Annotated in this window: 17 protein-coding genes and 1 pseudogene; 11 read left to right on the top strand and 7 right to left on the bottom strand. The window is 69.1% G+C overall.

Translation table 11 applies throughout. The features are described 5' to 3' along the window. Positions 1 to 13: 13 nt before the first annotated feature. Positions 14 to 715, top strand: a complete 702-nt coding sequence (locus tag ACZ6SD_RS10610) for a histidine phosphatase family protein (protein ID WP_465316668.1) — start codon at positions 14 to 16, stop codon at positions 713 to 715. A gap of 2 nt (positions 716 to 717) precedes the next feature. On the opposite strand, the gene ACZ6SD_RS10605 is transcribed toward ACZ6SD_RS10610, so the two are convergent. From ACZ6SD_RS10605 to ACZ6SD_RS10595, 3 genes are all read right to left on the bottom strand, one after another. Beyond that, positions 718 to 3,810, bottom strand: a complete 3,093-nt coding sequence (locus tag ACZ6SD_RS10605; protein WP_465316667.1) for a GH92 family glycosyl hydrolase — start codon at positions 3,808 to 3,810, stop codon at positions 718 to 720. Between the two features lie 118 nt (positions 3,811 to 3,928). After that, complete coding sequence (locus ACZ6SD_RS10600) at positions 3,929 to 5,299, bottom strand: pyridoxal phosphate-dependent decarboxylase family protein (RefSeq protein ID WP_465316666.1); 1,371 nt, start codon at positions 5,297 to 5,299, stop codon at positions 3,929 to 3,931. 98 nt (positions 5,300 to 5,397) lie between these two features. Next, positions 5,398 to 6,321 carry an NmrA/HSCARG family protein gene (locus ACZ6SD_RS10595; protein WP_465316665.1) on the bottom strand — a complete coding sequence of 308 codons (924 nt, stop codon included), beginning with the start codon at positions 6,319 to 6,321 and terminating at the stop codon, positions 5,398 to 5,400. Between the two features lie 105 nt (positions 6,322 to 6,426). On the opposite strand from ACZ6SD_RS10595, the gene ACZ6SD_RS10590 reads away from it, so the two are divergent. Continuing rightward, entirely contained in the window at positions 6,427 to 6,993 is a 567-nt protein-coding gene (locus ACZ6SD_RS10590) for a TetR/AcrR family transcriptional regulator (protein WP_465316664.1), read from the top strand. 56 nt (positions 6,994 to 7,049) lie between these two features. Here the strand turns inward: ACZ6SD_RS10590 and ACZ6SD_RS10585 are convergent, their stop codons facing one another. Then, positions 7,050 to 7,748 (bottom strand): alpha/beta fold hydrolase, encoded by a 699-nt coding sequence (locus tag ACZ6SD_RS10585; protein ID WP_465316663.1) that lies wholly within the window; start codon positions 7,746 to 7,748, stop codon positions 7,050 to 7,052. Positions 7,749 to 7,866: 118 nt separating this feature from the next. Between ACZ6SD_RS10585 and ACZ6SD_RS10580 the strand changes: the two genes are divergently transcribed. From ACZ6SD_RS10580 to ACZ6SD_RS10555, 6 genes and pseudogenes are all read left to right on the top strand, one after another. Beyond that, the gene (locus ACZ6SD_RS10580) at positions 7,867 to 8,205 is read left to right on the top strand and encodes a winged helix-turn-helix transcriptional regulator (protein ID WP_465316662.1); all 339 of its coding nucleotides are present in this window, start codon (positions 7,867 to 7,869) and stop codon (positions 8,203 to 8,205) included. A 372-nt stretch (positions 8,206 to 8,577) separates the two neighbouring features. Continuing rightward, positions 8,578 to 9,606, top strand: a complete 1,029-nt coding sequence (locus ACZ6SD_RS10575; protein ID WP_465316661.1) for a DUF4158 domain-containing protein — start codon at positions 8,578 to 8,580, stop codon at positions 9,604 to 9,606. After that, the gene (locus ACZ6SD_RS10570; protein WP_465316660.1) at positions 9,578 to 10,504 is read left to right on the top strand and encodes a hypothetical protein; all 927 of its coding nucleotides are present in this window, start codon (positions 9,578 to 9,580) and stop codon (positions 10,502 to 10,504) included. The genes ACZ6SD_RS10575 and ACZ6SD_RS10570 overlap by 29 nt, the downstream gene beginning before the upstream one ends. Positions 10,505 to 10,652: 148 nt before the next feature. Beyond that, positions 10,653 to 10,985, top strand: a complete 333-nt coding sequence (locus ACZ6SD_RS10565; protein ID WP_465316659.1) for a hypothetical protein — start codon at positions 10,653 to 10,655, stop codon at positions 10,983 to 10,985. Positions 10,986 to 11,007: 22 nt separating this feature from the next. After that, entirely contained in the window at positions 11,008 to 12,093 is a 1,086-nt protein-coding gene (locus ACZ6SD_RS10560) for a hypothetical protein (RefSeq protein ID WP_465316658.1), read from the top strand. Positions 12,094 to 12,318: 225 nt separating this feature from the next. Beyond that, positions 12,319 to 12,798: pseudogene (locus ACZ6SD_RS10555) on the top strand (recombinase family protein); the annotation flags it as partial. Positions 12,799 to 13,118: 320 nt separating this feature from the next. Here the strand turns inward: ACZ6SD_RS10555 and ACZ6SD_RS10550 are convergent. Further along, on the bottom strand, positions 13,119 to 13,553 hold the full coding sequence (locus ACZ6SD_RS10550; RefSeq protein ID WP_465316657.1) for a hypothetical protein: 435 nt from the start codon (positions 13,551 to 13,553) through the stop codon (positions 13,119 to 13,121). Positions 13,554 to 13,952: 399 nt separating this feature from the next. Here ACZ6SD_RS10550 and ACZ6SD_RS10545 point away from each other — a divergent pair, with 399 nt between their 5' ends. Then, positions 13,953 to 14,480: a hypothetical protein gene (locus ACZ6SD_RS10545; protein ID WP_465316656.1), complete on the top strand. Its 528-nt coding sequence runs from the start codon at positions 13,953 to 13,955 to the stop codon at positions 14,478 to 14,480. Positions 14,481 to 14,584: 104 nt separating this feature from the next. Continuing rightward, complete coding sequence (locus ACZ6SD_RS10540) at positions 14,585 to 15,316, top strand: hypothetical protein (RefSeq protein WP_465316655.1); 732 nt, start codon at positions 14,585 to 14,587, stop codon at positions 15,314 to 15,316. On the opposite strand, the gene ACZ6SD_RS10535 is transcribed toward ACZ6SD_RS10540, so the two are convergent. Further along, positions 15,313 to 15,960 (bottom strand): TetR/AcrR family transcriptional regulator, encoded by a 648-nt coding sequence (locus ACZ6SD_RS10535; protein WP_465316654.1) that lies wholly within the window; start codon positions 15,958 to 15,960, stop codon positions 15,313 to 15,315. The two genes, ACZ6SD_RS10540 and ACZ6SD_RS10535, sit on opposite strands and share 4 nt — an antisense overlap. Before the next feature lie 68 nt (positions 15,961 to 16,028). Between ACZ6SD_RS10535 and ACZ6SD_RS10530 the strand changes: the two genes are divergently transcribed. Beyond that, positions 16,029 to 17,450, top strand: a complete 1,422-nt coding sequence (locus tag ACZ6SD_RS10530; RefSeq protein WP_465316653.1) for a carotenoid oxygenase family protein — start codon at positions 16,029 to 16,031, stop codon at positions 17,448 to 17,450. Between the two features lie 4 nt (positions 17,451 to 17,454). Here the strand turns inward: ACZ6SD_RS10530 and ACZ6SD_RS10525 are convergent, their stop codons facing one another. Then, complete coding sequence (locus ACZ6SD_RS10525) at positions 17,455 to 18,129, bottom strand: J domain-containing protein (protein ID WP_465316652.1); 675 nt, start codon at positions 18,127 to 18,129, stop codon at positions 17,455 to 17,457. Positions 18,130 to 18,142: the final 13 nt, after the last annotated feature.

The raw sequence follows: 18,142 nt of genomic DNA, 5'->3' as shown, positions 1-18,142 counted from the left end.
CTAGGCTCGGGGGGTGGCCACAGTCGTACTGCTTCGGCATGCCCGTTCCACCGCCAACAACTCCGGCGTGCTCGCGGGCCGCAGCGAGGGCGTGCACCTCGATGAGTCCGGCCGCGACCAGGCGGCCGGACTGGTGCGGCGGCTCGCCGACGTCTCGCTGCACGCGATCGTGACGTCCCCGCTGCTGCGCTGCGCGCAGACGGTGGCTCCGCTCGCGCAGGACCGGGGGCTCACCCCGGTCACCGAGGAGGCGCTGGCTGAGGTCGACTACGGCTCCTGGACCGGCAAGGCGATCAAGGACCTGCTCGGCGAGCCGCTGTGGAAGGTCGTGCAGCAGCACCCGTCCGCCGCGGTCTTCCCCGACGGCGAGGGCCTGGCCGCCGTGCAGGCCCGGGCGGTGGCCGCGGTGCGTGCCCACGACGCCCGGGTCACCGCCGAGTTCGGCGACCGGGCGGTGTGGCTGCTGTGCAGCCACGGCGACGTCATCAAGGCGCTGCTCGCCGACGCCCTGGGCCAGCACCTGGACGCCTTCCAGCGGATCGTGGTCGACCCGGCGTCGGTCAGCGTCGTCCGCTACACCGAGACCCGGCCGTTCGTGCTGCGGATGAACGACAACGGCGGCCAGCTCAGCGGCGTCGTCCCCCCGGAGCCCAAGCCGGACGAGGACCTGGAGCGGGCGGGAGAGGCGACCATCGGCGGCTCCACCGGGCGCTGACGCTAGCGCGCGAGAAGCTGGACCTGGGCCAGCCGAGGGGAGCCGTCGAAGGTCAGGCGGTGGTGGCGGTATCGGCCGGGCGCGGCGACCTTGAACGGGCGGGTCTGCCCGCGCCACCGGAACTCCTGCCCGGCGCGGGTGTCCAGCTCATGCCAGGTGCGGCCGTCGGCGGAGCCGCGCAGCGTCCACCCCGTGGGGTCGGGTCCGGTCGCGGCGGACGTCAGGGTGTAGATCAGCACCTCCGCCGGGTCCGTCGCGACTTCGACGGGAATGCTCACCACGGTTTCGGTGGCGGCGGTGTCGTCGAACAACGCGCCGCGCAGCCCTGCCGTGATGTCCCGCAGCGGCGGACCGTCGCCCAGCGCGGGCGGCAGGTGCCCGCTGCCCCACTTCGAGGGCTCTTGCCCCAGGATGAACTCCAGGCGGGCGCCCGCGGCGATCACGTCGTGGTCGATCCAGGCCCGCTCGTGCGGCTCGCCGTTAACCAGCAGGCTCTGCACGTACACGCCCGTGCCGTTGGCGACCACCACCAGGTCGCGGCCGTTCTCCAAGTGCACGGTGGCGCGGGGGAACAGGGGAGACCCGATGGCGTACGAGGGGCTGCCGACGCGCAGCGGGTACAGGCCCAGGGCGCTGAAGACGTACCAGGCCGACATCTCCCCGTTGTCCTCGTCGCCGCAGTACCCCTGGCCGATCTCGCTGCCCTGGTACAGCCTGGCCAGCACGTCGCGGACCTTCTCCTGGGTGCGCCACGGCCTGCCCAGGTAGGTGTAGAGGTAGGCGATGTGGTGGGCGGGCTGGTTGCTGTGCCCGTACTGGCCCATCCGGACGTCGCGGGCCTCGGTCATCTCGTGGATCACGCGGCGGTACGAGCCGGGATGCCGGGCGGTCTCAGGCGTGGTGAAGTACTCGTCCAGCTTGTCGGCCAGCGCGTCCGGCCCGCCGTGCAGGGCGGCCAGGCCCATGGGGTCGTGCGGGACGGCGAACGCGGCCGTCCAGCCGTTGGTCTCGGTGCAGTCGTAACCCCAGACCCGGGGGTTGTAGTCGGCGGGGGACCAGCGCCACCCGCCGTCGCGGCCCTGGAAGAAGCCGACCGACGGGTCGAAGTGGTGCGCGTAGTGGCGGGCGCGGTCCAGGAAGTAGGCGTGGTTGTCCTCGTCGCCGAGCGCGGCGGCCATGGTGGCGATGCCGAAGTCGTTGACGCAGCCCTCCAGCGCCCACGACATGCCCTCGTGCACGCTGGTCGGGGTGTAGTGCAGGAAGATCGACCGGTCGAGGCCCTTGCGCCCGACCGACTCGTTTGGCGGGACCACCGTGGCGTTGCGCAGGGCGGCGTCGTAGGCGTCGCGGGACACCGGCACGCCCTTGGCGTGGGCGTCGGCGAACGCGACGTCGGAACTGGTGCCGGTCATCAGGTTGGCGTAACCGGGGGAGGACCAGCGCGCGATCCAGCCGCCGTCGCGGTACTGCTGCACGAACCCGTCGATCAGCTCGGCGCAGCGGGTAGGGGAGAGCAGGGCGTAGGCGGGCCAGCAGGTTCGATACGTATCCCAGAATCCGTTGTTGACAAAGATTTTCCCGTCCTTGACCGCTGGCGGGTCGACCGGACTGGCATAGCGGGGGCCGGTCTCGGTGTCCTCGTATCCGGAATTGGGGTACAGGAACAACCGGTACAGGCACGAATAGAGAGTGGTGAGCTGGTCGTCGGTGGCGCCATCGACCTCAATGCGCCCCAGCACCTCGGCCCACGCCGCGCGGGCTCGCTCGCGCACCTGGTCGAACGACAACCCGTCGACCTCACCGAGATTGCGCCGGGCCTGGTCCGGGCTGATCAGCGAGGTCGCGATCCGCACGGTCACCACGGTCTCCTCCGCCGCGGGCGCGAACCGCAGGAGCAGGGCGCGCCCGCGGCCGAACCGCCGGGTGACCTCGGTGATCTCCCGGTCCACCGTGGCGTGGACGAACATCCGCCCCGCGCCGACGGACAGTCCACTCCGGACATCGGTGTGCCCGGTGACGACGTTCCCGTCGACCCGCACGGCGCCGTGCCGGTTCACGTTGTCCAGCACCAGGTTCGCCGGACCCGGCGGAAAGGCGAACCGCAGCACGGCGGCGTGGTCCGCCGGGGCGACCTCGGCGCGCACCCCGTTGTCGAAGCGCACCGCGTAGTGGTGGGGGAGCGCGGTCTCGTTCGCGTGGTCGAAGGTGAGCGCGCGGGCCCGCCTGCCCAGGCTCGTGCCCGTCGTGGGCATCAGGTGGAAGGTGTGCCGGTCGCCCATCCACGGGCTCGGCAGGTGGCTGAGCCCGATAGCCTGCAACGCGGGCCGGTTCACCGCGGTGTTGCCCCGGTGGTACTCGTAGGACCAGTTGGTCACGGCCGCGTTGGTCACCGGAATCCAGAAGTTGAACCCGTGCGGCACGGCCGTGGCGGGCACGGTGTTGCCCCGCGAGAACTTCCCGGTGGACTGGGTGCCACGGGTGGTCACCACCCGGTCGACCGGGTCGGTGGGCCGGGCAGGCGACGGACCGATGACCAGGTCGTCCAGCCACCCGGAGAACTCGGCTGGCCCGTGCGGGGAGTCGTAGGTCAGCAGAATCCGGGCGATGGTCCGCCCCTCGGCCACCGGTCCGAGCCGCACGACCCGCTGGTTCCACTGGTCGGGGAACAGCGCCCGCGACTCCCCTTGGCCGCGCGCGGTGAACGGAAACCCGAGATGGTCGGTCGCGGCCAAGTCGGATAGTCGTGTCCCGTCCTCGAACGCGAGATCCACCGCGACGAACGTGCCGGGGTAGCGCAGATCCCCCAATTCCGGAAAGACCACATAGGACAGCACGGTGTCGGCGTCGACCCGCAGATCGGACCGGAACAGCCGGTTCGTCACCCGCGCCGCGCCCCGCGCGGTGTGTTCGCCCTCGTAACGCAGCGCGCGGACGCCGGTGAACCCCACCCGCGTCTTCGCCGCCGGTGCGACCGCGGGCCCTGAGCCGACCCAGGTTCGCAGCCGCACCCCGTCCGCTGCGCCGCCCTGGTCCGGCGTGTCCGTCCAGGCGGGCACCGGATCGGCGGCTTCAAACGACGTGCGGAAGGCGTCCACCAATCCAGCCTACGGCGAGACCGGGCCTATTTCGCCTGATCAACCACCCACCCGTGCCCTGCCCACTGTCTAGCAAGGAGATGCGGCGCAGCGGAGGTGTGACAGTGGTTGAGGCCGATCAGTTCGCCGCGGCGGCCCGAAGGATGGCTGCGGCCGAGCGCTCGACGTCGGACTCGGTGGTCGACCAGTTGGAGACCGAGATTCGCAGGTAGCGACGACCGCGCCAGGTGGTGCCGCCCAGCCAGCAGGTGCCGTCACGTTGCACCGCGTCGATGATCGCGTCGGTGCGGTCGTCGTCGCCGAATCCGACCAGGACCTGGTTCAGGACGACGTCGTTGGCGATCTCGGCGCCACCTTCGGCGAGGATCGTGGCGAACAGCCGCGCAAGCCCGCAGCAGCGGTCGACGAGGTCGGCCACACCCTCGCGCCCCAACTCCCGCAAGGCCGCCCACACCGCGAACACCCGTGCGCGACGCGAAGCCTCCAGCGTGAGGTCGCCCATTCCGGACAGCTCGGCAGAGCCTGCGAGGTAGGGAGCGCGATAGGCGATGGTCTCGGCGTGCAGCGCCGGGTGAGCGCAGAACGCGAAGCCGGAGTCGTAGGGGACGTTCAGCCACTTGTGACCGTCACACGCCCAGGAGTCGGCCAGCTCCAGGCCGTCGACCAGCGCCGCTGTCGCCGGGTTGGCGCCTGCCCAGAGTCCGAAGGCGCCGTCGATGTGGACCCAGGCGCCGTGCCCCTTCGCGAGTGCGCAGGCGGCGCGCAGGTCGTCGCAGGCGCCGGTGTTCACGTTTCCCGCCTGCAGGCAGACGATCGTGGGACCCTCGCCCGCGGCCAGCACCCCGGCCAGGTCCGCGACGTCGATCGCGCCCTGCGGACCCGCGGCCACCGCCTGAATCGCCCTGGTTCCGATACCGAGCAACCGCAGCGAGCGGTCAATGGTCGCGTGCCGTTCCACGCTTGCGACAACCCGGAGAGCGGGCGCCCCAGCCAGGCCGTCCCGTTCGACGTCCCACCCGGCTTGAGCCAGGACGTGGTGACGCGCCACCGCGAGCCCGACCGTGTTGGCCGCCTGGCCTCCGGTGACGAACCCGGTCGACGCGGTGGCCGGAATGCCCAGGAGATCCCTGAGCCACCTGCCCGCGACGTCCTCCGCGGCGGCCGCGGCGGGCGACAGAGCGGGGTTGAAGCTGTTCTGGTCCCATGCCGCCGCCAGGAAGTCCGCCGCGACCGCGGACCGCAAGGCCCCGCCGATGACCAACCCGAAGAACCGCGGACCCGCCGTTGCCACGAGCCCGTCCTCGGCGATGCGAGCGAGTTCCTCGATGACGGCGTCAGGAGGGCTGGAGTCACGGGGAAGTTCTTCTCCGAAAGCCTGCCGCAAGACCGCGAGATCGACAGGCCGCGCGACAGGTCGGTCACCCAGACCGGCCACATAGTCGGCAGCCAGCTCCGCGGCCCGCGTGAAGAGAGCGTGCTCCTCGTGCATGAACGTCCTTCCGGAAATGCCACGACTACGTGGTTTTGTCAGACTGTCCCGTGCGGTTCCGGCGCGTGAGCCGCGCGCACTTCGGCACCGAACCTCTCCTAGGTCCTGGCCCGCAGGTGCTCCTGTGCCCAGTCCTCGAAGCTGGTGAGCGGGATGCCGAGATCTCTGGCGTACTGGGGCCGGGCAGGTTTGCCGACCACGTTCAGCAGCTCGTGCGCGGCGCCCATCGCGGGCATTCCGGCGGCGAGGGCCTCTTCTTCGGTCATGTCCGGCGCGGACACCCGCGTGCCCAGCGCACGGGAGAGAAGCTCGGCGATCTCCGTCATCGACAGGTAGTCGCTCGCCAATTCCAGCTCGACGCCATGGAACCGCTCCGGTCCGGCGATCGCCGCCGCGGCCGCCCTGCCGATGTCATCCACGGCGACGAGGGACAGCCGGGTCTCCGGCTTGAGGACGCTCACCAGGCCGCCCTCGATGCCACGCGGGAACAGGAAAGCCATGGCGGGCAGGAAGTTTTCCATGAAGAAGCCCGGCTTGATCAGCGTCCAGTGCTCGAAGCCCGCTGCACGGACCCGCTGCTGGATCCCGGCTTTGGTGGCGTAGTAGGGCTCCATCGACGCCCAGCGGCCGTCGGCCCAACCGGGAGCTTGGGTGTGCTGGCCTGCGCCGCTGACGGACGTGTGCACGAACTGCGGCACTCCGGCGGCCTTCGCGCCCTCGACCAGGTTGACGCCCTGGGTCATCTCCCCGTCGAAATCGGGGCCTGCCTCGGTGAAAGCAGGCATCTGCACGGAGAACACAGCGCGGGCGCCGTTGGCTGCCCGGATCACGGAATCGCGGTCGTGCAGGTCGCCGGTGACCAGTTCCGCGCCGAGTGCCTCGACGGCCTTGGCCCGGTCGGTGGACGGGTCGCGCACCAGCGCGCGGACGGGAACGCCTGCCGCGCGCAGGGCGCGGACAGTGGCGCCGCCCTGCCTGCCGGTGGCGCCGGTGACCAGGACGGGCACGGAATCTGTGGACATGCCGCTCCTCAGACGAACTTGGCAACCGAAAACGGCGGGGCCCGCCGTTTCTACTGAGCTACGATACGGCGGGCCCCGCCACTTAGTAAACGTGGAGGTGACACGATGCCCGAGCGTCAGCGCGCCGATGCCCGGCGCAACCACGCGCGGATCCTCGCCGTGGCCGAGGATGAGGTCGCCGCCCATGGCGCCGACGCTTCCCTGGAACAGATCGCCCGCATCGCGGGAGTCGGCTCGGCGACCGTGCGCAGGCACTTCCCCACCCGCCGCGCTCTATTGGAAGCGGTCTCCCGGAAACGGATCGAGGCCCTGTGTGTCCGCGCCCACGAACTGGCAGGCGCGAGCGACAGCCGGAACGCGCTCATGGACTGGCTGGGCGACGTCGTCTCCTACTGCGTTTCCGCCCGGGGTCTGGCGGCCGCACTGGCCTACGACGGCGCCGAGCCAGCCCAGGTGCGCGAAAACACCTGCTCGGCAACTCTGGAAGAGGCGGCAGGCCCTCTGCTGCGCCGTGCCGTGCGGGATGGCGCGGTAACCGCGGGCGTCACTGTCGCGGATCTGATCACGCTCGCCGTCGGCATCGTCCTGGCCACCGAGCACCACCCTGACTTCGGCGCCCAGGCGGACCGGCTGTTCCGGCTGGCCGTGACGGGACTGAGCCCGCAGGGCTGAGAACGGGTGTGCATCATTCATCACGCACTCACCTCCGAGTCCCCGTAGCGTCAGAACTAGGCTGCCTCGACCAGCAGTCCGACGAGCTCGACGGGCATGGTGATCATGCAGTCGTGGCCGGTCGGCAGCTCCCGCACCCGCTCGCCCGCCGGGACGGGACGTTGGGTGATGCCCGCGGGCCGACTCCCGACGCAGTGGATGTGCGTACGCGGGATCGTGCGCGCGGCCGGGTTGCCCAGCCGGACCGGCTCCTGAAGGCACCGCACCGGCTGGTCCGACAGCATCGAGCGCAGCCAGGCGACGTCCTCGGGATCGGTGACCCCGAACAAGCCGAGCGGCGGCGGCTGCTCCGGCATCGGCGGAACCCGCCAGCCGTCGACGGCGACGTCGATGAGCCGCTTGGTGACCGGAAGGACATCGACCGCGGTTTCGCCGTCTTCGGGAACCATCGCGTCGAGGAACACCAGATGCGCGATCCGCTCCGGGACCCGGTGGGCGACCCCCGAGATGACCATCCCGGCGTAGCTGTGCCCAACGAGCACGACGTCATCGAGACGCTCGCCTTCGATCAGGCCCGCGACGTCGTCAACGTGGGTGCCGAGCCCGACCTCAGGGTCGAGCAGATGTGCCTTGTCGCCATAACCGGTCAGCGACGGCGCGAGCACCCGGTGCCCGGCCGACTCCAGCAGCGGGACTACCCGGTCCCAGCTCCGCCCGCTGTGCCAGGCGCCGTGCACCAACAGAAATGTGGCCATAGCCGTGCGGTTCCTTTTCGTTCCTCGGTACCCTTTGGTAACCGAGAACATCGTGATCCACACGACGAGGACCGGGCAATACGGCACTTTTCGGTGCCTCGGTTCTCCGGAGGTAACCATGCCGGACCCGTGCCAAGCCCGCGAAGTCCTCGGGATCGTCGGGGACAAGTGGGCGCTGCTGATCGTGCGCATGCTCAAGGACGGGCCGCGACGCTTCACCGAGCTCAAGCGGACCATCGACGGCATCAGCCAGCGCATGCTCACCGTGACGCTGCGCGACCTTGAGCGCGACGGGATCCTGACGCGCACGGTCCGCGACGTCATGCCGCCGCACGTCAGCTACGAGTTGACCACGATGGGCCGGACCCTGTGCGAGGCCACCGCGCCGCTGCTGGAGTGGAGCATCACGCACCTGCCGCACATAGACGCCGCCCGCGCGGCGTACGACAACCGCTAGGTCGCCGCGTCATCGGCTGCCCAGCTTGCACCGACCGTCCCAGCTAGTTGGCTCGTTTTCCGTTGTAGCCCGGCCAGCGTGCTGGGCACGGTCCCGGTCGTCGCCTCAGTGGCCGAGTTGCCGGATCAGAGACACCCACCTGCCCCGAACCTCGGTCGATGGCGCCTCCGATGGCACCGAAAAGTTGATGTTTTCGCTGCTGCCGGGGAGATGCGCGCGAGGACTTCGTCGTTGACGCGGCGGCCTCCCCGCTAGATCCCTTCCTCTAGGGGTCGCCGTAGCATGGCAGGAAAGATCGGGCGGATATGGCTGAGTAGGCTTCTGACCAGGGGATCTTGGGGTCTTGTGGGAGGTTGCCGGGCGGTCGCTGCGGTGTTCACGGATGAGGAGTTGGAGGGGCTGCGGCGGTTCCCGGAGATCGGTCGGGAGGAGTTGTTCCGGTTCTTCACTCTGACCCCGGCTGATCTGGCGTTTGTTGATCCGGGTCGGGGTCGAGGTCCGGCGGATCGGTTGGGGTTGGCGGTGGCGGTGTGCACGCTGCCGTGGTTGGGGTTTGTGCCCGATGATGTGGCGTCGGCGCCGTGGGCGGCAGTGGTGCGCTTGGCCGAGCAGTTGCGGGTGGATCCGGAGATGATCCGGTCGTATGGGCGGCGGGCGAAGACCCGCACGGAGCATCTTCGGTTGGCGGCGCAGTATGTGGGGTGGCGGGCGCCGTCGACGTTGGAGTTGAAGGAGCTGGACGAGTTCCTGCTGGCGCGGGCGATGGAGCACGATTCGCCGACGTTGTTGTTCCGATTGGCGTGTGAGTACTTGGTCTCGGTGCGGGTGATCCGGCCTGGTCCGGTGACGGTGGTGAAGCGGGTCGCGCATGCTCGGGAGGTGGCGCGGGCGGAGACGTTCGAGCGGTTGGCGCACGAGTTCACCGAGGAGCGGCGGGCCGCGTTGGACGGGTTGTTGGTGACCGATCCGGTGGTGGGGATGACCCGGTTGCGGTGGTTGGGCAAGGGGCCGGTGGAGGCATCGCCCGCAGCGGTGAAGGCCGAGATCGCCAAGCTGGAGTTTCTGCGCGGCATGGACGCCCAGAGGCTGGATCTGTCGGTGCTTCCGGCGGAGCGGCGCCGGTTCCTGGCCACGATGGGTCGCCGGTTGACGGCCCAGGCGTTGGCGCGGCGAGCCGGAACGCCGGTATCCGATCCTGTTGACGGTCGTGGCGCTGTCGGCGACCGAGGTGTTGGACGAGGTCGTTGGGTTGTTCGACCAGGCGGTGTCGGCGCGGGAAGGCAAGGCCGCGCACCGGATGCGGGACTGGTTGGCCGAGCGCGCCAAGGCCGGGGAGGACCGACAGGCGTTGTTGGACGCGATCCTGGCGGTGGTGGCGGATCCGGCGGTACCGGACGCTGACGTCGGCGGGTTGTTGCGCGGTGAGCGGGTCGGATGGGAGCGGTTGCGTTCGGCGCAGGCGTATCTGCGGCAGTTCACTCCGCAGGTGCTGGCGGCCGTGCGGTTCGGCGGCGGCACCGCGGCTGCGGAGCTGGTTGCGGCGGTGGAGGTGCTGCGGGGGCTGAACGCCAGCGGCGCCCGCAAGGTCCCCGACGACGCGCCGACCGGCTTTGTCTCGGCCCGCTGGCGCGGCTACCTGGACACTGCGGCCGCGACCGGCAGCGCCAGCGCGTATCGGCACTACTGGGAGTTATGCGTGCTGCTGGCGCTGCGTGACGGGCTGCGCAGCGGGGGCGTGTTCGTGCCGGGTTCGCGCCGCTACGCCGATCCTGCCATCTACCTGCTCCCCCCGGCCCGGTGGGTCGAGCACCGGGCGGAGTTCTGCCGCCTGGTCAGCAAGCCCGCCGACGCTGCCACGGGCTTGGCCCAGGTCGAGGACGAGCTGCGGTCCGCGCTGGGCGAGCTGGAGGACACGCTGGCCGCCGGGGACGGCCCGGTCCGGCTGGACGAGACAGGCGAGCTGGTGATCTCCCCGCTGACCGCGGAGGATGTTCTTGCGGAGGCGGTGGCGCTCAAGGCAGAGCTGACCGAGATGCTGCCGTTCGTGCCGATCGTGCCTGACTCTGGTCACCAACGCCGTGATCACCTGGACAACCGACTACTACGGCCTCGCCATGGACTCGATGCGCCGCGCCGGACGCCGTGTGGACGACGAGGTCCTGGCCCACATCTCCCCGGCGCACAGCGAGAACATCAACTTCTTCGGCGCCATCGACGTCGACATCGACGGCGAGCTCGCCCAACTCGGACCCACCGGCTACCGACCACTTCGGGTGCGCGACACCCTCTTCTGACCTGACGGGGTTCGCTTGCCACATCGGAGTTCTTACGAATCGCCACGCTTGGTGGCCGTCAACTGTCGGTCACCAAGAGGACTCCCTAGTGGGTTACAACTGTCTCCGTTCGGCCTACTCTCTTGTGATCCACTTGCCGATAGAATCCCACTCGTGGCAGACAGCTCCGAGGTATCGACCGACTGGCTGCGCGCATGCGCGGACGACTGTGACAGTACGATCTCCTCGGTACGCGGGCAACTCGCGGCAGCCGATGACGCGACTGATTCCATACGGCGCGCTGCGCCAGGATGGACATTCCTCAATAGCTTGTCCACCATGAATGAGCGATGGGAGAACCTGAACAAGCTGATTTGCGACCAGCTCGCAAAGGCTGCGGAAGAGTTCCGTTTCAGTGCGAGCAATTACGACGGCAATGAGAACTGGTTCGAGCGCGCATTTCATGAACTCTGGAAAGGCTGGGACGAAGTCCTCGACTACGACTGACGCAAACCTTCCGGAGAAGCGAATGATCACAGTCCGACAGCTCCTCGATCTCGACATTGCCAAGTTGGAAGCCGCAGCCGCGATGTGGTCCGGGATCGCCGCGAAGCTGCTCAGCTATCAGGACAGCCTCGGCAGTGCTGTAACCGGGCCGCTGAAGGACAAGTGGAAGGGAGAAGCAGGCGACGCCGCAGCGAAGGTTTGCGGCAACATCGAGACAGATATGGAAGCCGTCGCCATCGAGTGCGCAGCAGTGCAACGCTTCCTTGACGACGTCGCTACCGGCAGCGGCGACGGCTTTGGCAACCTCCGAACCCACCAAGCCGATCTCATCGAACTTATCCATCTCGCATACGGCAAGGGTTACCAGGTCGAAAACGATGGCACGGTCCGATGGATCATTATCAAACCCCCAGGGCCGTTGAGTCCCGAGGAGCAGCAGCGAATCGCCGAGGCAAATGATCTTGGAGACAAGATAAAAGAGATCCTGAAAACCGCCACGGACATCGACGACAGCCTGGCACGGGGTCTCGCAGTCATCTTCGGCACCGAGGACACCTTCCGTACCGAGCACCGCGGTCGTGCGACTGCGGACCGCGAACCCGGCGACCACGACAACGAGGTGTACCTTTCGAGCATTTCAGGCTACATGGGAGTGTTCAAGGGGTGGGCTGATGCTTCTACCCTGCTGAACCACTATCTTGCGGGCAGCGGAAAGCCGTTCCAGATCGACGCCGGAAAGCTGCTGAACGACGTACCTCAGTTCAGGACGGATGTCAGCGGCGCACTCGGAGGTATCCGAAGCCTGCCAGACGGACCGTTTCAGACAGCGTGGAAGCCGAGCAGTTCGCCACATGACCAGAATCTCAACTGGTACTACGCGCTTAACAACTTCCAGTATCGCCTTGTCGGCAACAAGAGCGGAAGTCACATCGAGTACCAGGTCGAAGTGCAGAAGCGTTACGACTGGGGCATTCCGAGCGAGCATCGCCGCGACCTGAAAGCGTGGCCCTTCCACTTTGAGCAGGCCGAGTTGGCGCGATTGAACATGCTGGGCATCGCTAAGGACTTCACGGTGCATGGGTCGACCGGCAGGATGACCAGCCCGTGAGCTTGATCCGGTGTTGTTCAACAAACGGTCGATAACTGAACACCCGGCCGCCGCCGCGCCCATCGGGCCTCCGTTCAGGTGATGATGTTCAACAACCCGTTCAACAACCGATAGGCTCCACACCGGTTGTTGAACGGGTTTGCTGAACGAATCGAGGGGTTGACGTAGCGCTGGTGGGGCTGGTGCGGGTCAGCACGAGCAAACAGGAGACCGCGGCAGCACGACGCGCTCGACGGCCTGTGCGTGAAGGTGTTCGAGGAGAAGATCAGCGGCACCCTCGCCGTCGATGCCCGCCCCGCGCTGACCGCCGCGATCGACTACATGCGCCCCGGCGACATGCTCACCGTGCAGGAGGTCGATCAGCTCGGCCGCAACCTGCTCGAAGGGCTGCTCGTGCTCAACGACCTGTTCTCCCGCGGCATCGCCGCCGGTGAGCACACCGAGCGCAACCTGATCCTCGACATGGCGCTCGCCCTGGCCGAGGATCGCCGACGCGACATCGTCCGTAAGACCCGCAACGGCCTCGACGCCGCCCGAGCCCGAGGCCGCACCGGCGGCCGACCCCGCGTCGTCGACACCGACAAACGCCGCATCATCCTCGCCCGCCACGCCGACGGCGAATCCATCCGCACCATCGCCCGCGCCACCAAGCTCTCTATCGGCACGGTCCACACCGTCATCACCGAACACCGCACCAGCAGCTAGATCACCGCTGATCAGCCTAAATCCGCCCGATCTTTCCCGGATGCTACGGCGACCCCCTCTATCCGCACGCGCCTTGCCTACTCCACCATCCTTGATGCCATCTACACTATCTTGTATCTAGATAATAGAAAGAGGCGAACCAAGACTACGGTAATCAAGATCAGCAAAAACATGAGTTACATAATTCCAAAAACGCCCAGAAGGGCAGGGCCTTTGGTCGGCGCGGTTGTCTGTTTTGGCTCGTGCGATGGTGCTTCCGGGTGGGATGCGGCGCTGAGTGTCGCGGCCCACCCGGAAATCACTCGCTGAATGGGGATGGGTCAGCTGCAGTGTTCCCATCCGCTGTTGTAGAAGTCGTAGGTGCCGTTGGTGTGGGTGACTCGGCCGCCGTAGCGGATGCACACGCCCGCCGCGGGCAGGTAGACCGGTCCGGCGTAGTAGCGGTAGTTGCCGTCGTCGGTGACGCAGCGGCCGTCGCTGGCGCGACAGAGGTAGGCGGAGGTGCGGGTCGGGGTTCCCACGGCGACGGCTTTCTCGGTGAACACGCAGTTCTGGCCGTTGGCGCTGTTGTAGTACAGGTACACCACCCCGTACAGGGAGCCGGGCGCGTTGAGGTTCTCGTGGTCGATCTGCACGTATCCCGAGCCGCACCGGTTGGTCACCTGGGCCTGCTCGGGCGTGGCCTGCGCGGTGGGCGCGGGCACGGTCACGGCCGCCACGATCGCCAGCACGGCGATCATGATTCTCCGTGTCATGTCAGTTCATCTCCCCAAAGTGGATCAAGACAGTAGATCAAGACGAAGTCGTCTGGCCCGCGGGAAGAAGCGAAGATCCTGGTGTCCGAATGCGGTGGAACAGCGATCGGTCTCCGCTGTCACGTTTCCCGCGTTGGCGAGAGCACACTATGCCACTCATTCCGACTATTGGCGGGTGTATTCGTCGCGGTTTACCGGATCGAGCTAGCCGGGGTCGGGAGGAATGGTCCGCAGCGCGACCCACACGGGCCCGTCCGGGGGTGGGCAGGCCCGTGTGGGTGAGGCGGGCTCGGCCCGTTGGTCGCGGCTGGTGCGGCGTACGGGGATCGCCCGTTTTCGCGTCGGTGTAGTGGCAGGTCAAGTAGGGTTTGCCTTCCTGTCGATAGTGGAGGGAGCACGATGGCGCCGGGGGTCGGGGAGCTGTTCATCGCCGAGGTGGACCAGGAGGCGTGGCGGCGGCCGCTGGTGCCGTGGGCCGCTGGTGGGGGCGTGGTGGCGTTGACCGGTGTGGTGCTGTTGTCCGCCGGGTGGGTCGACCGGGTGCTCGGCCTGGTCGTGGTGGTCGCGGCGCTGGTGGTCGTGGCGGCGAAGGTAGGCGCGTACGTGGCGCGGCGGAAGCGGCGGTCGTCGCCGTTCACGGTGGATGTGACGGGGATGCGGCTGCCGACGGGGCAGGGTCCGGCGTTCCTGCCGTGGGACGCGCTGCGGTCGGTCGTGGTCGACGGGCCGACGCTGTATGTGCGGGTGCGGCCGAGCATCACGCCGAGCACGCCGGGGGTGGAGGGGCTGCACCGGCGGGACGCGTGGCCGGTGGCGTCGGGGCCGGGGCTGCCGGTGGACACGCGGCTGTTCACCCGGGACCGGGATGAGATCGTGGCGGCGGTGCGGTCGTTCTCCGGTGACAGTGTGCGCATCGCGGAGGCCTGAGCATCACTCAGTTGGAGTGATCACAGAACGCCGTCGTACCACTACAGTTCGCGCTGGCCCGGCCGGGCCGTACTCCGGTGCCGAGCGTGGGAGAGGTGGTTCGGGTGGTGATTTCCAGTGCCGATCCTCGACATCGGGCGCGCTCGCCGCTGTTGGACCTGGTGCGGTTGACCCCGGTGATGCGGCGGGGCTCCGGCGCCGGGCTGGTGTCGGTCGAGGTGGTCGCGAGCGCGGCGGACACGCCTTTTCTGGCCGCGGTGACCGGGTGTTCGGCGTTATCGATCTGCCCGCTGTCACCGGTGCTCACCCGTTCGGTGGCGCAGGGGTGTGGGCCCGCGGAGTTGGCCGAAGCGCTGGTGCTGGGGTCGGCGCGGGTGCTGCTGGTGAGCGTGCCGTTGGTGGACGGGACGACGCGCGAGAACCGGGTGCTGCACGACGTGCTGGATGAGGCGGCGGTGCGCGGGGTGCCGGTGGTGGCGGCCGCGGGGGCGGCGTCGAGTGTGCTGACTCGGCATCCGTGGGTGCTGCCGGTGTTGTCGTGCACGGCGTCGGGCCGGGTGAGTTGGTTCGTGGACTTGGACCCGGATGTGGAGCCGCGGGGGTTGTTGGCGCCGGGGGAGGACGTGCCGGGGCCGCATGGGGCGGCGACCGGGAACGGGATCGCCGCCGCGGTGGTGGCGGGCGCGGCGGCGTTGCTGTGGTCGCTGTTCCCGAAGGCGTGTGGCGGTCAGGTGCGGTCGGCGTTGTTGATCGGGGCGACGCATCCGCGCCGGTTCGGGCCGCCGTTGCTCGACGCGGAGCGGGCGCACGAGTTCTTGAGTCGGCACGCGCGCTAGCTGGGTGCGGCGGCGGCGCCCGCGAGCAGGTTGGCGATCATCGGGCGCAGGACGCGTTCCGCGCCGTCCGTGCCGTGGAATCCCGCGATTTCCAGCAGGACGAAGCCGTGGGTGGCGCTCCAGAGTTGCGCGGCGAGGGCGCGGGGATCGCCGGGGCGGACGAGGCCGCGGTCGATGACGGCGGCGACGAACTCGGCGAGGACGTCGAAGGTGGCCAGCGCGGTCGTGGCGGTGTCGTCCTCGACTGAGTCGGCGCCGTCGGTGGTGCCGTCGCTGTCGGGGGTTTCGGTGGCGCCGGTGGGGTCGCCGAGGGCGGCGCGGTGGCCGTTGATGGCGGTGACGCCGAACATCACCCGGTAGAGGTCGGGGTTGGTGATGGCGTGGTCGCGGTAGGCGTCGCCGAGGGCGATCAGGTCGGCCATCGGGTCGTCGGTTCGCTCGACGGTGGCGAGGGCGTGGCCGAGGCGGGTGAAGCCTTCGGCGACGATGGCCTGGACGAGGCCTGCCATGCCGCCGAAGTTGGTGTAGACGGCCATGGTGGAGGTGCCGATCTCGGCGGCGAGTTTGCGGGTCTGCACGGCGTCGGGGCCGCCGGTGGCGAGCAGGTCGATGGCGGTGGCGACGAGCCGGTCGCGGATGTCCATGCTTGCCATTCTGGCATAACCACGTTATACCTGTCCCCATAACCGTGTTATGCGATTGGGGAGGTCTCGTGGGGAACAGCTACTTGGAAGGCAACTACCGGCCGGTGCGGGAGGAGAGCACGCTCACCGGGTTATCGGTGACCGGGGCGATCCCCGAGCACCTCGACGGCCGGTACCTCAAGATCGGGCCGAACCCGGTCGCGGAGGTCGATCCGGACACCTACAACTGGTTCATGGGCGACGGCATGGTCCACGGCGTCCTCCTGCGCGACGGCAACGCCGAGTGGTACCGCAGCCGGTGGGTGCGCACGCCCGCCCTGGGCGGCCCGAAGGGCGCGCGGGGGACTCTGGACACGTTGGGGGCCAACACGAACGTGCTCGCGCACGCGGGCCGCACGCTGGCGCTCATCGAGGGCGGGGTGTCCAGCTACGAGCTGTCCGATGAGCTGGAAACGGTGCGGGCGTGCGATTTCGACGGGACTCTGCGCGGCGGCTACACCGCGCATCCGTTGCGGGACCCGGTTTCCGGGGAGTTGCACGCGGTGTCGTACTTCTTCGGGTGGGGCGACAAGGTGCGGTACACGGTGATCGGCGCGGACGGTCGGCTGCGGCGCCAGGTGGACGTCGAGGTCGGCGGGAGCCCGATGATGCACAACTTCTCGCTGACCGAGAAGCACGTCGTGTTCTACGACCTGCCGGTGACTTTCGACCCGCGGCTGGCGGTGGGGCCGGAGGTGCCCGCGGCGGTGCGCCCGGCGGCGCGGTTGGTGCTCTCGTCGGTGATCGGGCGGGTGCGGGTGCCGGACCCGATCGCGACGGCGATGGGGACGACGCTGCGGGCGAACGGCCCGCTGCCGTACCGGTGGAATCCGGCGTATCCGGCGCGGGTGGGGGTGATGCCGCGGTCGGGTGGCGCGGCGGACGTGCGGTGGTTCGAGATCGAGCCGTGCTACGTCTATCACCCGTTCAACGCCTACGACGACGGCGACCGGGTGGTGCTGGACGTGGTGCGGCATCCGAAGACGTTCGACGTGAACATCGCGGGCCCGGCTGAGGGGCTGCCCACGGTGGAGCGGTGGGTGGTGGATCTGGCCAAGGGTGTGGTGTCGTCGTCGCGGGTGGACGACCGGCCGCAGGAGTTTCCCCGGGTGGATGAGCGGGTGGTGGGCAGGCGGCATCGCTTCGGCTACAGCGTCGCGTTCGGCGCGGACGGTCTGGCGGGGACGCTGCTCAAGCACGACTTCGGCCGCGGTGGCGCGGTGGCGCGGGAGTTCGGCCGGGGCCGCTCGATCGGGGAGTTCGTGTTTCACCCGAACAGCGCCGATGCCGGTGAGGACGATGGTGTGCTGATGGGGTATGTGCACGACGCGGGGTCCGACCGCAGCGATCTGGTGTTGTTGGACGCGGAGACCTTGGAGACGGTGGCGGCGGTGCATCTGCCGACGCGGGTGCCGAACGGGTTCCACGGCAACTGGGCGCCCGCGGGCTAGTGCTCTAGAGGTCCATGCTGTAGCCGAGTTTGAGCAGGGTGGAGATCGGCGGGTAGCAGGCGATGCGGTGGTGGACCTTGGCCGCGGTCTCCAGGCGGGCGGCGGTGGTGCGGCGGCGCATTCCGCGCACGACCGCGGCGGCGCAGGCGAGCAGCAGGGCGCAGCAGCCCGCGAACACGGCGAGGCCGCCGGGGTCGAGCGGGGCGAGGCCGTCGACGAGCATCATCGCGACGAGCAGCGCCGCGCCCGCCGCGGCGGCGCCCGCGGTGGCCAGGCCGGTGGTGCCGAAGATGATGTAGCGCGACCAGCAGGAGTCGCAGCAGGGGACGTCGACGGTCCTGGGCTGGTTGGCGGTGTGTTCGAGGGTGATGCGCAGCAGGGGCTGGCCCGCGCGGCGCACGCACAGCCAGCAGGGGCCGGAGGTCCACTGGGCGAGCGGGACCGGTGGGCGGGGTTCGGGGGCGACCGGCGGCGGCGTGGGTCGGGTGCGGTCGTGTTCGGCGCGGGCGGCGGGGTCGATCAGGGTTTCGTAGGCCTGGTGGACGCGGTGGAACCGGTCGACGTCGCCGCCGAGGTCGGGGTGGGCGGCGCGGGCCTGTCTGCGGTACGCGGCCTTGATCTCCTCGGCCGAGGCGTCCTGGGACACGCCGAGGACGTCGTAGTGGTCGGCTCCGGGCACGCTGCTTCCCCCG

The organism is Actinokineospora sp. NPDC051303 (assembly GCF_055586285.1).
The sequence above is the reverse complement of the archived record's forward strand: the minus strand, read 5'-3'. Positions and strand labels throughout refer to the sequence as shown.